The sequence below is a fragment of the Bifidobacterium eulemuris genome (assembly GCF_014898155.1).
GTDB classification, from domain to species: domain Bacteria; phylum Actinomycetota; class Actinomycetes; order Actinomycetales; family Bifidobacteriaceae; genus Bifidobacterium; species Bifidobacterium eulemuris.
Genome location: NZ_CP062938.1, coordinates 1,821,199 through 1,836,782, shown reverse-complemented (window position 1 = coordinate 1,836,782; position 15,584 = coordinate 1,821,199). Strand labels below are relative to the sequence as shown.

General features: G+C 60.2%; 8 protein-coding genes. 4 read left to right on the top strand and 4 right to left on the bottom strand.

Annotated elements, in window-relative coordinates; all coding sequences use genetic code 11:
* Nucleotides 1-160: 160 nt before the first annotated feature.
* The 4 genes from BE0216_RS07825 to BE0216_RS07810 form a co-directional block, all read right to left on the bottom strand.
* Entirely contained in the window at nucleotides 161-1,522 is a 1,362-nt protein-coding gene (locus BE0216_RS07825; RefSeq protein WP_094637665.1) for an ATP-binding protein, read from the bottom strand.
* 253 nt (nucleotides 1,523-1,775) lie between these two features.
* Entirely contained in the window at nucleotides 1,776-5,936 is a 4,161-nt protein-coding gene (locus BE0216_RS07820) for a hypothetical protein (RefSeq protein WP_094637666.1), read from the bottom strand.
* A 518-nt stretch (nucleotides 5,937-6,454) separates the two neighbouring features.
* A complete protein-coding gene (locus tag BE0216_RS07815; protein WP_094637667.1) occupies nucleotides 6,455-7,009 on the bottom strand; it encodes a GtrA family protein in 555 nt (184 codons plus the stop codon).
* Nucleotides 7,010-7,140: 131 nt separating this feature from the next.
* A complete protein-coding gene (locus BE0216_RS07810; protein ID WP_094637668.1) occupies nucleotides 7,141-9,567 on the bottom strand; it encodes a glycoside hydrolase family 3 C-terminal domain-containing protein in 2,427 nt (808 codons plus the stop codon).
* A 333-nt stretch (nucleotides 9,568-9,900) separates the two neighbouring features.
* On the opposite strand from BE0216_RS07810, the gene BE0216_RS07805 reads away from it, so the two are divergent.
* The 4 genes from BE0216_RS07805 (at nucleotide 9,901) to BE0216_RS07790 (ending at nucleotide 15,456) form a co-directional block, all read left to right on the top strand.
* Nucleotides 9,901-11,271: an ATP-binding protein gene (locus tag BE0216_RS07805; RefSeq protein WP_094637669.1), complete on the top strand. Its 1,371-nt coding sequence runs from the start codon at nucleotides 9,901-9,903 to the stop codon at nucleotides 11,269-11,271.
* 179 nt (nucleotides 11,272-11,450) lie between these two features.
* A complete protein-coding gene (locus tag BE0216_RS07800) occupies nucleotides 11,451-12,905 on the top strand; it encodes an APC family permease (RefSeq protein ID WP_083570403.1) in 1,455 nt (484 codons plus the stop codon).
* Nucleotides 12,906-12,981: 76 nt separating this feature from the next.
* Nucleotides 12,982-13,782 (top strand): SDR family oxidoreductase UcpA, encoded by an 801-nt coding sequence (gene ucpA / locus BE0216_RS07795; protein ID WP_094637670.1) that lies wholly within the window; start codon nucleotides 12,982-12,984, stop codon nucleotides 13,780-13,782.
* Between the two features lie 396 nt (nucleotides 13,783-14,178).
* Nucleotides 14,179-15,456 carry an ATP-binding protein gene (locus tag BE0216_RS07790; RefSeq protein WP_094637671.1) on the top strand — a complete coding sequence of 426 codons (1,278 nt, stop codon included), beginning with the start codon at nucleotides 14,179-14,181 and terminating at the stop codon, nucleotides 15,454-15,456.
* Nucleotides 15,457-15,584 lie beyond the last annotated feature (128 nt).

Below are 15,584 nucleotides of genomic sequence, written 5' to 3'. Positions count from 1 at the left end.
TCGGAAGAGCTCTCTTCTTTGAGCCACGTTCCACTATACACGCGGATGCGACGTTGGCAAGGGCGTGTCCACGAAATACGGCGAGTCCCTACAACGATGCACTATTTCTTCACGGGCAACACGGTCGTTCGGTTTCATCAGGCGGCCGCCTTGGCTTCGGTCACAGGCATCCGCTCATGTAAAGAGGTAGGCTGATGCGATCCCCATCCACTTGGAGCTGTCTTGGATGCAATACGTATTCCTTGCCCAGCCGTTGGCCGTATGCCTTGCGGAACTTGTTCAGCGAAGACGTTCCATACCGTTTGGTCGACTTCACCTCCACCGGGCTCACGCGCGGTTTCATGGCGGCGTTGTCATACTCGCGTACGATGAGGAAGTCGATTTCCATGGTGTTCGCCGCATCGCCTTTCGCGTAGCGAGAGAAGAAGAACAGGCGCCGGCCGGCGGCTTTGAGCTGCTGGGCCACCGCATTCTCCACAAGCATGCCTTCGTTCAAGGAGAGTTTGTCGAATAGGATATCGCGATAAACCTCATCAGGAGTGGATTGCCGGTCTGCGAACGTCTGAGACACCAGCAGGCCGGTATCCGCCATATAGCATTTGAACGACGCATTGTCCTCGTACAGTCCAAGGCCGACGGTCGGGTCGGTCGAATTGCGGCATATGTTGACCAGCCGAGCGTCGTCCAGCCAGAAGAAGGCGGAATCGTAATCCCGGGAACGCGCGTCGGCGTCGATCGAGGCGAGTGTGAATTTCTTCTCATGCTTGGACAGCTGACCGGGAATCCGCGCAAAGATGTCGCGCACACGCCCCGCGTCGCCGTTCGCAAACTTGCCGATGTCGTCACTGTACAGGCCCAGGATATTGCGCTTGATTCGATCCGCCTCGCCAAAATCCCGGTTCGCCACGTACGCATCCACGACCTGCGGCATGCCTCCGACCAGCATGTATTCTCGCCACATCCTCATCGCGCGCTTATGCAGCGCGTCCGGCAGCGGCTTCAATTTGGTAAAAGCCTCTCGTATCGCATCGGCCAGCAGATCCTCCTCCATCGCCCAACAGAATTCCTCGAAATCCATCGGCCCCATCTGAAGCTTCGACTCCTCGGATGGGATCAGGATGTTTTCGACGTTGCGTTTGATGGAGATCAGCGATCCGGTCTCCACATAGTCATAACGCCCATCCGCCACCAGATGTTTGATCATCTCACGCGCGGGTGGGTACAGCTGAACCTCGTCAAAGATGATCAGGGAGCGCCGCCGCACAAGTTGGGTTCGGTAATAGACGGAAAGCATCATGAAGAACGTATCCAGATCGTCTTTCTGCTCCTCAAAAATCGACCTGACATCTTTAGGGAACCGGGAGAAATCCACGAGAATGGTGGATTCATACTCGCTTCTTCCGAATTCCTGAGCCACAGTGCTTTTCCCCACACGACGGGCCCCTTCAATCAACAACGCCTCTTTGCCATTCGCGCAGTTTTTCCAAGAGACAAGCTCCTGCAACGCTTTTCGCTTCAACATACCGAACCTCTTATCACGATGCCGCCGTGTGGTGATTGCCAGATTTACACGATGCCGCCGTATGAACATACTCAATATTACACGATGCCGCCGCGTGGGGGTGGTCGAATTTACACGATGCCGTCGCGTGGGGATGGGTGGAGGAGCTCCGACACCGACGGACGAGACGGAAGAACAAAGGCCGCGACCTCCGCCCGAAAGCGGTGGGACGCGGCCTCTGCCTGTTGTGATTGATTGGGATGGTAAGTATTACTTATGCGTGGTTGCTCCACAGTTGCGAGCCCTTGCGCCAGCGCAGCCATGCGGCCAGGCCCAGCAGGGCGACCGACACCGCCGGCACGATCACCTGCATCCACCACGGCTTGGTGCCGGTCAGAGGCAGTTGGCTGACGGGCGGCATGCTCGCCTTCCACACACCGAACCAAGTGGCCGACGACGCGGGATCGCTCCCGTTGGCCGCAGTGTACGTGGAGGCGCGTCGCACCGTGCTATTCGGCGTGACCTCAGACCCCTCAGCCGTGGTGGCCGAATCGCCCCAGCCCAGGAAACTGACCGTGCGCGAACTGGTATCTTTGACCACCCACTGCAGCGTCGCGCTCGCATCCAGCGAGGTCTTATCCGCTTCCGCGCTCACCGTGGGCAGACGGTAGTTGTCGAACAGATATCGGCCCGTGTATTCGGGGTACGCCTGCAGCGTCGACGCGATCGACGTCTTGTCCACGTCCGCGCCTCTGCTGTCGGTCAGACTCGCGCTCGACAGCGAGGAGATGTTGTCGTCATAGGAGACCTGCGCCTCGACACGATACACCGCGATACGCAGCGACTGCGAATGAACTGACAAGGTGCCGTCCGCGGCGACCGCGTCGCTATTGTCCGTAGGATTGGCGATAACGCGCGAGCCGATGTCATTGCCCAGGCCGAGGACCTTCGTCACGTTGTCGGCCAACATCACCTCGCCCGACTGGCAATATACCTTCTTCTGGTCGTCGGACACGGAATCGCCCAACAGGCCGGCGCAATTCAGCTCGGAAACCAACGTCAGGGTCACCTCACTCTGCGTGCCGGTGCCGTCCGTCTTCACAGTCGTACCGGTCAGCGTCGCCGGCGCCGCACCGAACGAGTACGTGGTCGCGACCTTGCCACTGTCATACATGTTGGGAACCGGTTGGATGAACTTCGGAGACGTCTCCCGGAACGCCGCCAAGGCGCTCTTGCCGGCCGTGTCGGACACGGCACTCTCATCGAACTCCACCCACGACACGTTCCCGCTCGAGTCAACGTAATAGTAGTATGCCTTACCCAAGGACGTGTCAATCAGCTGCACTGTGTTGTCATCATCCCACTGCGCTTCCAGGATCACGCCGTACGCGCCGTCCGGAATCGTGAACTTGCCCAGTGGAATCACATCACCCGGCTGAAGCAACCTGCCTAGCAAGTTCTCGAGCAGCGTGATCTCATCGCCCGGCGTCGTGCATGCAAGGTTCGTGCACCAGTAGGCTTTCCATCCCTGGAAGTAGTACTGCGTGTTGTTGACCTTGCTGCGCTTGGGCATCTCGCTCTGCACCTCGATGCTCAAATTCGTCTGCGACTGGGAAGCCAGATTGAGCGTGATATCCGACGGCATCGAGCTTGCGTCGACCTGACCATCACTCGTACCCACGCTCACACCCTTGCCTGCGGAAAAGTGCGCCTTGTACACGACTGGGGTCGCCGTGACGTCAATCTTATAAGTGACATTGCCTGTCTTGCTGGAGTTGTCGTATATGTAACAGTACAGATAGGGATCGGTCGTAGAGGCGTAGCCGCACTCGTTCCTATGTTGGCCCCAGACCTGCGAGTGGACGGTTTCGCTACCGTTGTCCGCATTCCAGTCCTTCGTGGACGGCAAGTACTCTCTGTAGTCAGCCATCATCGTCAACTTTTGGTTCACGCCGTTCGAAGTCCTGTAATATATCGCATGGTTCGTGTAGCCCGGTGCCAGTTTCAGTCGTATCAGGAACCCGTTGCCAAATTGTCCGCCGTTCGTAGGCAGGGCAGTCTGGATAGCGTTCGTGTAGGCTCTCCATTCGACACTGGCGGACGAGTTCCACCCCGTCATCGCAGCCCATTCCGATGATCCGGTGGCGTGTTCAAACTGGTTGTTCCTCCACGCTGCCTTATGCAGCGACATTTCCGAGATGCCGACGGCCGAACCCGCAACCAGCAAGGGGTTCAACACCTTCGACCAGTTCAGCCTCACGGTCACGTCCGCCGTCACGCCTTCCAGAACAACGTAGTACGGATGCATCGACTGCAACGACTGATGCTGGGACGAATCGCTCGCGCGATAGTAGCCAGGCGACTCGCACACCGTTACCTTCACCCCTCTGAGGGCACCCTTCGTCAGCTCGATGGTGGAACCGCAGTAATGAACATTAGGCTCCTTGCCGCCGCTGGGTTCAGTGCCGCTAGTAGGGTCACCTCCGCTAACTCCCTGGTACGGAGGGATCTCCACACGCTCCGCAGTCGCATCGCATGCGGCCGTCGCGCACAATGTCACATGCGTCAACACCTGCGACCAGCCAAAGTTGGGCACGCTGCCTCCGACAGAGATGTCGTTGTGTGTCACGATCATCATCGTGCCGCCGTTGTACACACTCAGGCTCTTGTTCTGCAAATCTGTGTACTGAGACTCGCCGTAACGGCCACGACCACCGGATCCCAACCCATATAATTCGGTGTTCTCATACTTACCATCCCTGGTCGTCAGCCAATAGTAGTTGTTCGTCCAGCGCGCGCCAGTTCTATTCACGACCTTTTTGACAGCGTCACGTATCTCTGTTGACGAGTTATATCGTCTCGCTTCCGAGCCGATCGACTCGTTGAGGTTAGTATTATCGGAGGCGTAGCGCAGCATATCCGAGCTGGACACATGGATCTCCCCTCTCTGGTGCTTATTCTGATCCCAGTTATGCGTCGCCGTAACCAGGCCTAGGACCTGCTGACCGTTCGATGTGAGGCTTGCATTATCGATTTCGCCACCCGCCATAAGAGCGGAATGGGAGCTGACCGTCACTGTGTGGTCCGAGCCGGTCAGACCGTCTGCCGCGGTCGTGGTGTTGTTTTTGCTGATGGTTTCCTTCGCGCACAGCACAAAATTGTTCGGATACGCCTGCTTCAACGTCGTGTTACCGGTGGAGGTCAGGGTGAACGTCTGGACGTTCGTGCTCGGGCTGAGAGTCCCCGCATTCAGAGACACATTGGTGGGAAGATTGTTGGAGACGACACCGGTCGAGCTGGAGTATATCCACTTAGAGTCTTCAGTGCAGGTATCCGAATTGCTGGAATACTTGTCGCCCACAAAGATATCCAACTGACTTCCCGCGAACCGCTTCGTCACCTGGAAATTCACCGTGTCGCCGACGCCCTGCGCGAGCGTGTCGCCCTCGATGGCTGTCGCCGCGTTTGTATTGTAGCTACTTTGGCTAAGGCCAGTGTTTGTGCCGTTGAAAGCCAGCGCTTTGTACCCTACCTTGGCCTTATTCGTATTCACGAACGACACCACGACCGTCGCGCCCTCCGGCACCTCGGTCAGCATGCACTTGTTGGCCTCGCTCGTCTCCACCCACGGCTTGCACTGACTGGCTGAATCCTTCTTGTCGTCGTAGGCCAGCACATACCGTTTGTTGTTGACCGTGCCCACCCATGACAGGCGCATGCGCAGCTGGCCCTTGTACTTCAGCCACACGCCGTCATACACATACCCCTCGTTCGCCGGCAGACCGATATTTTTCACATAATACGGGAGGTTGTTGGAATTCGTCGCCCGCTGTCCATCCACACGCCACACATAGGGTGAGTTCTCGAACGTATCAGGGCTCTGAACAGTCCACGATTCACTGCCGAAACAGTTGGACGCCAGAAAATAATAGGCTGCCTTCTGGGTGCTTGCGCCCGCAACCGCCATCAACTCGGTCTCGTTCTGGGCCAGCGTCAGGTTGTGCTTATTGCTCTCAGTCGCCAGATTGGAAATCGAGCACTTGAAATTCGCCTTCACCACGGCTTTACGAGCTTTCTCGCTGGTGACGTCTATTTTTTGGAACCCTAAGCTATAGTCATAGCCACTGTCGGTGGCAACATTGGACGTCGCAGTGGCATCCTGGCCATTCAGCGTGATGCGCATATCCGTCAAACCGCCCTGCACATCGGCCGGATTGTACTCCGTGAATGCCGTTGCGTTCGCCGGATCCCAATCAGCCGTCTGCTGCGCTGTGGACGCATTCGTCTGCGCCGCAGGTTCATTCTCCTCGGCGGATGCGGTGGATGCGGTCACACCCACGCCGACCATCATCGCCAGCGCGCACACGCACGGCAATAATCGCTCCGCCACGGCGCACGCCGTCCTGCCGACGACCTCAAGCCAACGAACAACCATGAGTGGCTTCTCCCATTCAACACATCCGCGGGCCAGCCGGCGGCCCGCATACGCTCTCCACTGTCTTCCAGCCACCCCAGCCGGGCCGCCAAGTCCATACGGACCGGGAACCGGGACGAGCCATCGCGAAATCACGTACACGACCCCTGTAACGGTATGCATGCCGGCGAGGAGGGCATTAGTTCCGTCCATGTTGCCCCCCCCCCGCTCACGAAGTCAAATAACGGGGATTAGGGTGGTTAAAAATGGGCATTTCGGAGGTTATTGGGGAATCGCGTTGACATGGCGTAAAAGAAAAAGGGGACGCGAAGCAGCTTTTCGTGGGGGTTTAGAGGGGGTGCCTTGATATCAGAATAATCGGATTACACAATGCCGCCACGCAACAGGGCATGCGAAACCCGGCATACCCGACCAGCGAACATACGGGCGCATAAGCGAAGCCGCCGCGCGGCTTGTGGCTGCGCGGCGGCTTGCTGTCGAGGAAAGGAGAAAGAGAAGTCGAAAAGGGTTACTCGGGATTACTTGGCGTCGTCCGCCTTGGCGTCCTTGTTCTTGGGCATGATCCAGAACTTGAGCAGCGGGTAGCTCACGATAACCGCGAGCAGCGTGTTCACCACGGAGGCGATGGTTCCGGCGATGCCGGCGCCCATGCCCCAGCCCTGGCACAGCGAGGTGACGTAGCCCGGCAGCACGAGGTTGACGACCACGATGACCACGGCGAGGATCGCGTACTTCCAGGCGGCATCCTTGAAGCTGGAGTCGGACTTGAACACCCACTTCATCTGCACGAAGAAGTTCACGACCTGCGCGATCACTTCGGCGAAGAGGAAGGTGAGGAAGCCGCCCAGACCGTTGCCGGATTCGGGATAGTTGAAGATGAGGAAGTAGAACGGCGTGGTCAGGCCCATGCCCGTGACGAAAATCGCGGTGCCGATCCAGGTGACCACGAAGCGGGAGATCGTGGAGACGTTCGACAGGACGTTGAACAGGATGAACTCCCAGATGGTCGGATGGTCCTTGATCCACTGGCGGATCGGGCCAAGCTGCTTGTTGTCGGCGGTGGTTTCGGTCATGATGCGCTCCTTAGCGTTCTTCAGTTGATCTCGTTGTCTCTCATAGACGTCGGCCGCCCGGCGGCTTGGTCGGCCGGCCGACGCATGTGTTGGTTATCGGGTCGAAGCCTGGGCGGATAGGCGCCCGTCGGTCACGACTCCAGTTCTTTCGCGGTCTTCTTGTTGGCGGACTGGTTGCGGAAGAATCCGGAGATCACCGTGCCGAGCCCGCGGAAGGTATGGCCGTTGGAGATTTTGACGATGCCGTCGACCATGGCCGCGTCGACCATGCCTTGGGTCATCTTGCTCATGGCGCGAGGCGGCATGTTGAGCAGGAACAGCGCGTTGAGGTCCGGCTGGCCGGTCTTCTCGCGAACCTTGCGTTCCTGGTTCTTCAGCGTCTTGGCGACGGTGCGCGCCACGAAGCCCTTCGAATCCTCCCAGGAGGAGATCGGGTCGTTCACGCCGAACGTCGTCGGCTTGCCGGGGGCGACCACGTCGTGACCGAACAGCACCACCATCTCGGCATCGGTCACTTCCTTGACCTTGCCGCTCAGGTAGGCGCCCAGCGCGGGGTTGGACGGCTTCGGTTCCACGGTGCCCGCGACGGCGTGCGTGGTAGTGAGCGCGATATCGTGCGCGTTGGTGCCGACCATCAGCGTCCATTCGCCCGACTCGACCTGCCAGGAGTTGCTCGCCGTCTCGAAGTGACGGAAGGTGTAGCGGTCGAAGTCGATGCGGACGGTCTGGGTCTCATGCGCGTCGAGCTGCACCTTGACGAATCCCTTGAGCTCGTGGTCCGGACGGAGCGTGCCGCCCTGGGGTCCGCGCACGTACAGCTGGGCGACGGTGGCGCCCGGCACGTCGGAATCATTGGTGATGGTGAAGCTCACACCCTGCTCGTCGGCGGTGAGATCGGCGTACACGAAAGTCGAATAGCTCAGACCGTAGCCGAACGGGAAACGCACGGGCACGCCGGCGGTCTCGTAGTAACGGTAGCCGACGAACGGGCCCTCACGGTAGATGGCGTCGCGGCCGATCGCAGGATACCAGCCGGCGCTCGGGCAATCCTCATAGCGGATCGGCCAGCTTTCGGCCAGATGCCCGGAGGGGTTGACCGCACCGGTCAGCGCGCGGGCGGTGGCGGAGGCGCCGGCCTGGCCGGACAGACCGATGTAAAGCACGGCGTCCACGTCGGCAACCCAGTCGGTTTCGACCGGGGAACCGGCGACCAGCACGACGACGATCGGCTTGCCGGCACCCTTGAGCGCCTTGACCAGATCGGTCTGCACATGCGGGATGGCCATGGTGGAGCGGTCGAGGCCCTCGGATTCGCTGCGCTCGTCGAGGCCGATCACGGCGACCACGACATCGGTGTCCTCGCGGGCCGCCAACGCGACCGCATCCTCGATCAGCGCGCGGTTCTCGCCGCCCTGACGCTCGTAGCCCTGCGCGTAGCCGGCCACGGTCACGCCGTCGATGGCGGTGAGCTCGTCGAGGATGTTCTCCTCGCGGGTGGCGTTCACCTTGGAGGAGCCGGAGCCCTGGAAGCGCGGGGTCTTGGCCATGTCGCCGACGACGGCGACGCGGGTGCCGGGCTTGAGCGGCAGCGCGCCGCCCTCGTTCTTGAGCAGCACAGAAGCGTTCTCGGCCACACGACGGGCGACCTCGTGATGGTCGGCGATGACGTCGTCCTTGAGCAGGTCGTTGCGGCCGACGCCGGTGGTCTTGGTGAGCTGCGCGATCTTGGCGACCTCGGCGGCGCGGGCGTTGAGATCGGCCTCGGCGAGGGTGCCGGCGTTCACGGCGCCGACGAGCTCACGCACGGAGGTGAAGCCGGGGCTGGGCATCTCCAGCGTGCCGCCGGCCTTGACCGCGGCGACGGCGGAGTTGGAGCCGCCCCAGTCGGAGACGACCATACCGTCGAATCCCCACTCGTTGCGCAGGATGTCGATGAGCAGATGCGCGTTCTCATGCGCGTACACGCCGTTGATCTCGTTGTAGGCGGTCATGATGGTCCACGGCTTGGCATCGCGCACGGCGATCTCGAAGGCGGTGAGGTAGATCTCGCGCATGGTGCGCTCGTCGATCACGGAGTTCGAGGCCTGACGGCGCAGCTCCTGGCTGTTGACCGCGAAATGCTTGGGGCAGGCGGCGATGCCGTTGGACTGGATGCCCTTGATCAGACCGGAGGCCATACGGCCGGCGACCTGCGGATCCTCGGAATAGTATTCGAAGTTGCGGCCGCACCACGGGTTGCGCTTGATGTTCATGCCCGGGCCGAGCAGCACGTTTACGTCGAGGTCGTGCGCCTCGCGGCCCAGCGCCTTGCCCATGTCTTCGGCGAGCGCGGGATCCCACGAATTGGCCACGGTGGCGGCGGTCGGGAAGCAGGTGGCGGGCTTGGATTCGCCCAGACCCAGATGGTCGCCTTCGCCGAGCTGGCGACGCACGCCGTGGGGGCCGTCGCTCATCACGAAGCTGGGGATGTCGGCACGTTCGATGCCGCGCGAGTCCCATTCGGAAGCGCCGGACAGCAGTGACGCCTTTTCCAGTACTGAGAGGTTTTCGATCTCCATGGTTCTCCCTTGCACTCGAGGTCTTGTCGATGAGTCGAGGTGTGTGCTGCGGCGCACGACCGTCTACGATTCATCGCTAATGTCGATTGAACCAGACCTTGGCCGCGGCATGAGAGCGGTTTTCACAACCTGTCGTTTTCGCCGCACAATCGGTCGGCGATTCAATGCCCGCCCGATACGCGGTCCCTCCGCACTGGCGCGGGCCGTGCACGTCTTCTCTCCCATCAGCATCCACCCACACAAACTTCTCAAAATTTTTGAGAAGTTTGCGGCATAACTTCTCAAAAATTTTGAGAAGTGTATGATGGAAGAAGCTGGGCAGGGAGGTGCGTTATGGTTCCGGAGAATCCACGGGAGACATATGCCGCGCTGGTGCGCGAGGCGATGCGGTTCGACATGCCCACACCCGTACGGCGTGATGAGGCGATACGCGAACTGGCGCAGCCGGCCCCCTTCAATATCGTGCACATCATCACCGGCGTGCGCCGCTGCGGCAAAACCTTCTACCTGTTCCAGAAAATCCACGACCTGCTCGACGCAGGCGTGCCACGGAGCCGCATCTTCTACTTCAATTTCTCCGACGACCGTCTGCGCCCCATGCCAGACGACATCCTCGACGACATCGTCAACGAGTACTGGCGGCAAGAACCCGACGCGAGGGAGGAAGGCACCTACCTCTTTCTCGACGAGGTGCAGGAGTGCGAGAACTGGCAGGGGTTCTGCCAGCGTCTCGCCGAGCGTGAGAAGGTGACGCTGACCATCACCGGATCATCATCCAAACTTTCCAGCGACGAAATCGCCACCACCTTCCGCGGGCGGTCGCACCCCCACGAGATGATGCCGCTCTCCTTCCGCGAATACTGCCTGTTCCACGACCTGGTGACCCCGGATCCAAGCGATGCGAGCGCGGCGTTCTCCCCGCAGGAGACCATCGCCTTCGAAAGCGCCTACGAGCGGTATCTCATCGACGGCGGATTCCCCGCGGTGCAGCACACGCTCGAGCCGGATCGCATCGAACTGCTACAGGGCTACCTGCGCGACGTGGTGGCGCGGGATGTCGCCGAACGCTTCGGCCGGGAGAACATAGCCCTCGCCACACAGACCGCGCTGTACGCCTTGCGTAACACCGCATGCGAACTGTCGGTAAACGGCCTGGTCGAAGCGCTTAAAACCCAAGGCTGGAAAGTCTACTGGGAAAAGATCAACACCCTGCTCGCCCTGTTCAAGCAGGCGTATTTGGTCTACGAATTGCAGGAATACCAGACCGCGCTCAAACCCGACAGCACCTCGGTGCCGAAACTGTACGCGGTGGACCCGGGCATGGCGTACGCGGTGTCGCGGGCCAACCAGCAGGATGTCGGCAAACGATTGGAGACGGCCGTGTTCGGCGAACTGCGCCGCCGCACCTCGGGCAAGCGCACCGAAGCGGTCACCTCATACACCATGCCCACGGTGCGACAGGAGAAAGTGGACTTCCTCGTCGGCGACGCGATGGCCGCCGAGCCTTACGCGCTCTATCAGGTCACCGCCGGCATGGAGGCGGAGAAAACCCGCGCCAGGGAGATCGGCTCGCTTGACGCGGTGATGCGGCGCACCGGATTGACAGAAGGCACCGTCATCACCCTGCGCGAGGAGGGCGTCGAAACCACTGAAGCCGGCCGGATCCGCATCGTTCCGGCATGGAGGTGGGCGCTGCTGGGCTAGTCGCCGTTCCGTCGCCGCGTCCAGACGCCGCAATCTTCGGGGCGAACCCAGTATGCGGCAGAAACGCCATGTCGTTCGCGGTTTTTCCTCTGCGACTCTAGTATCGTGCGTATTGGCGGCAGGAGAGAGACAGCGGAGTCCCCCACCCCGTCATGAACCCAGAGGTTAAGGGGTGATCTATGGCAGATCAGCAACAATCCACAGAACAGACATCCACCACACCGGCGCCGCCGGGGGCGGGCGGAGGTCTGCAGAAAAGCCTGAAACTCGTCTTCGTCTACACGGTGGCCACCGGTTCGATCTTCACGTTCGTGAGCTACTGGGATTCGGTGTTCTTCAGCTATTGCGGCGCGGGCACGTTCCTCGCCTTCGCGCTGATGACGCTGGCGATCCTGCCCGTCGCGCTGGTGTACAGCGAGATATCGCCGCTGTTCAAAACGGCCGGCGGCGAGCTCATCTACAACACGGTCGGATTCAACAAGCACGTCGGATTCCTGGCCTCATGGCTGATCATGGCGGCGTGGATCTCCGTGCCGCCGGCCGTGGTGATGGCCATCGCCACATACATCAGCAAACTGTTCGGCCTGAACCTGAGCTTCGGCACCACCGTGCTGATCGGCGTGGTGATTCTCGTGCTCGTGTTCATCATGAGCCTGCAGGACATCCAGTTCCTCGTCAAGGCGCAGGCCACCTGTCTGTTCGCCAACATCGCCACCACACTGATCACTGCGGTGCTGCTCCTCACCTGCGGGCATTGGAGCATCTCGAATCTCGCGGGCATGTTCTCGTTCTCGTCCATCGATTCCACGTGGGCCATCCCTGGGTGGATCATCGGCATGGCGCTACTCATCACCCCATACTTCGGGTTCGAGACCGTGCCACAGATGGTCGAGGAGGGCGACTTCCCCATCGCGAACACCAAGAAGGCCATCTGCGGGTCGGTGATCACCTGCGGCGTGATCTACACGATCTTCTTCTTCTGCGTGGCCGGTCTCGCGCCCGCGGAGGAGCTGCTCGCCGGGGATTCGGCCAACGGATTCATGACCATCAACGCCATGGAGAACATGCTCGGCTGGCGATTCTGGCCCGTGGTCTACGGCCTCATCTCGATCCTCATGGGCATGACCGCCTCGATTCTGGGCTTCTGGATGTCGACCGTGCGCATGCTGTACTCGATGGGCAAGAAGAACTTCCTGCCTGAGGTGTTCACCAAGGTGAACAAGCACCAGCAGCCGATCCTGCCGAACATCTTCCTGCTCGGCGTGAGTCTGACGTTCATTCTGCTGCAGAACGCGGGCAGTTTCATGAACGACTTCTTCAACCTGATGTCGTTCGGCTGCGCCTGCGCCTACGCGCTGACCATGGTCTCGGCCGTGCGCATCCGGCACAAGCATCCGCAGTGGTATGAGAACAACAAGAACGTGGTGCGCGGCGGCGACGCCCTGCGCATCCTCGCCATGGTGATCATGATCGCGATCGCGTTCTTCTGCACGCTCGGCCAGGGCATCGGCTCGTGGATCTCGTTCGGCGTGTATCTCGGCATCGGCGTGCTCATCTGGGCATGGATGGTGCTGGTGCGCTGGAAGCAATCCACCGTGACGATCGAAACCCCCGACGGCGAGCAGACCTTCTAGCCTGCCCGCGACCTGAACTAACCAATCAACCAACTAACCAGTCCTCACAACAATCCCCAACAATAAGGAGAACATCATGGCAAAGCTTGACGGCAAAGTCGCCCTCATCACCGGCGCGGCGGCCGGACTCGGCGAAGGCATCGCCGAAGTGTACGCCAAATACGGCGCGAAGATCTGCATGGTCGATCTCGACCCGGCCGTGGAGGCCACGGCCGACCGCATCCGCGGCATGTACCCGGACGCGCAGATCATCACCGCGATCGCCAACGTGGCCGACCGCGCCCAGGTCGATGAGGCCGCCGCACGCACCATCGCCGAATTCGGCACCATCGACGTGGCCTGCGCCAACGCCGGCGTGTGCCGCCTCGCGCCATTCGAGGAGATGCCGGACGAGATGCGCGACTTCCATATCGACGTGAACATCAAGGGCGCGTGGAACACCTGCAAGGCGGTGATTCCCGCCATGCTCAAGGCCGGCAAGGGCGCGATCGTGATCGCATCCTCCGTGACCGGCGACATCGTGGCCGACGCTGGCGAAGCCGCCTACGCGATGAGCAAGGCCGCGCTGGTGGGTCTGACCAAGTGCCTGGCGGTGGAGTACGCGGACCGCAACATCCGCGTCAACTGCTCGCAGCTGGGCTACGCGCGCACGCCGATGGTAGAGAAGATGGCGGTCGAATCGAATCCGGACGATCCGGAGTCGGCGATCAACGACATCGCCGTCGGCGTGCCGATGAAGCGCCTGGCCAAGCCGACCGAAGTGGGCGAGCTGTTCGCGTTCCTCGGCTCCGACGAGGCGAGCTACATCACCGGTGAGCAGGTGGTCATCGACGGCGGCAGCACCCTGCCCGAGACGATGAGCATCGGCACCAACTAAACGCGATTCAACGGATACGAAGGGCGTGCGACGGATTCCAGCCGCACGCCCTTCGCTATGTTCCGAGCGGAATGATCCAACCGTCATTCCGAGCGCTCTCACCGTCACTCGTTATTCCGAGTACCCCACCATCACTCGTCATTCCGAGCGTAGTCGAGGAATCTCGGTCTTTGAGATCCCTCGACTCCGCTACGCTCCGCTCGGGATGACGGAAGAAGTGCGTTCCGAGCGGAATGGCGAGAGAACAATATAGCCAAATGAGGAAGTCAAAACCGTCCAAATGAGGAAATGAAAACGGTCCAAATGAGGAAGTAAAATAGGTCCAAATGAGGAAATGAAAACGGTCCAAATGAGGAAATAGCCTCTGTGAGACCTACAAACGTAAGGATTTTCACTATGGCAACATCGTACCTTTCCCGCATCTATGACCACATCATCACCAAACGACTGAAGGCAAAAGGAGCCCTTCTGGTCGAAGGCACCAAATGGTGCGGCAAAACCACCACATGCGAGCAAATCGCCAACAGCACGCTGTATATGGCCGACCCATCCGACCGCGAACAGAATCTGTTTCTTGCGCAGACCCAGCCATCCATCCTCCTCGACGGCCCCACACCTCGTCTTATCGACGAATGGCAGCTGGCACCCAGCTTGTGGGATGCCGTGCGTTTCGAAGTCGACCATCGCGATGAATTCGGGCAGTTCCTGCTCACAGGATCCAGCGTCCCACCGGATTTGAACCAATTGGCCCATACCGGCACCGGACGTATCGCGAGGGTTCGCATGCGCCCGATGAGCCTTTTTGAATCCGAAGATTCCACCGGCAGCACTTCCCTGCAATCCTTGTTCGACGGAGATCGACTGCAACCCGCGAAAGCGGAAGCAACGATTCAGAGCATCGCATTCCTCCTGTGCCGCGGAGGATGGCCGAGAGCAATCAACACCGACCGCGAAATCGCTCTGCAGCAAGCGTTCGACTATGTGGATGCGATTGTGGAATCGGATATCTCACGCACGGATGGAGTGGAGCGAGACCCGCATATCGCGCGACGGCTTCTTCGCTCATATGCGCGTATGGAATCCTCTCAAGCCTCGATAGCTCAAATCACCGGCGATATCGCCAACAACGACGAAGCCGGACCGACATCAAAAACGGTGCAGACATATCTTCGCGCCTTGGAACGCATATTCGTCATCGAAAACATGCCCGCATGGAACCCCAACCTTCGTTCAAAAACAGCCATACGTGCGGCGGAAACACGGCATTTCGTCGACCCCTCAATCGCGACGGCGGCGCTCGGAGTCAACCCCGACGGCCTGCTGAACGACATCGAAACCATGGGATTGCTGTTCGAAGGCATGTGCGTGCGAGACCTGCGCGTATATGCCGACGCGCTTAACGGTGAAGTGTTCCATTACCGAGACAAAACCGGCCTGGAATGTGACGCGGTTATTCACCTACGTGACGGACGCTACGGGCTGATCGAAGTGAAACTCGGCGGCAAGCACCTCATCGAGGAAGGTGCCGCGAACCTCTTAAAACTCGCTTCCAAGATAGACACCACACGAATGCCGGCACCAAGCTTCCTTATGGTGCTCACCGGTGTGGGCTCCTACAGTCTGACGCGCCCCGATGGTGTAATCGTCGCGCCGGTAACCACGTTACGGCCGTAGGCTGTACGACGTGTAGCGCGGCAATCCGTATTCATCCGCCTATCCACCGAACGCCAACATCGATGGTGTCGAATGAGGAAAGGGCCTGAACTGGGGTGGTTCAGGCCCTTGAGTCAGTTGCCGTTTCG

What these genes read in the sequence shown, in the direction of transcription:
- BE0216_RS07790 (WP_094637671.1), top strand. Translation starts at nt 14,179, where the DNA reads ATGGCAACATCGTACCTTTCCCGCATCTATGACCACATCATCACCAAA.
- BE0216_RS07810 (WP_094637668.1), bottom strand. Translation starts at nt 9,567, where the DNA reads ATGGAGATCGAAAACCTCTCAGTACTGGAAAAGGCGTCACTGCTGTCC.
- BE0216_RS07820 (WP_094637666.1), bottom strand. Translation starts at nt 5,936, where the DNA reads ATGGTTGTTCGTTGGCTTGAGGTCGTCGGCAGGACGGCGTGCGCCGTG.
- BE0216_RS07805 (WP_094637669.1), top strand. Translation starts at nt 9,901, where the DNA reads ATGGTTCCGGAGAATCCACGGGAGACATATGCCGCGCTGGTGCGCGAG.
- BE0216_RS07800 (WP_083570403.1), top strand. Translation starts at nt 11,451, where the DNA reads ATGGCAGATCAGCAACAATCCACAGAACAGACATCCACCACACCGGCG.
- BE0216_RS07825 (WP_094637665.1), bottom strand. Translation starts at nt 1,522, where the DNA reads ATGTTGAAGCGAAAAGCGTTGCAGGAGCTTGTCTCTTGGAAAAACTGC.
- ucpA (WP_094637670.1), top strand. Translation starts at nt 12,982, where the DNA reads ATGGCAAAGCTTGACGGCAAAGTCGCCCTCATCACCGGCGCGGCGGCC.
- BE0216_RS07815 (WP_094637667.1), bottom strand. Translation starts at nt 7,009, where the DNA reads ATGACCGAAACCACCGCCGACAACAAGCAGCTTGGCCCGATCCGCCAG.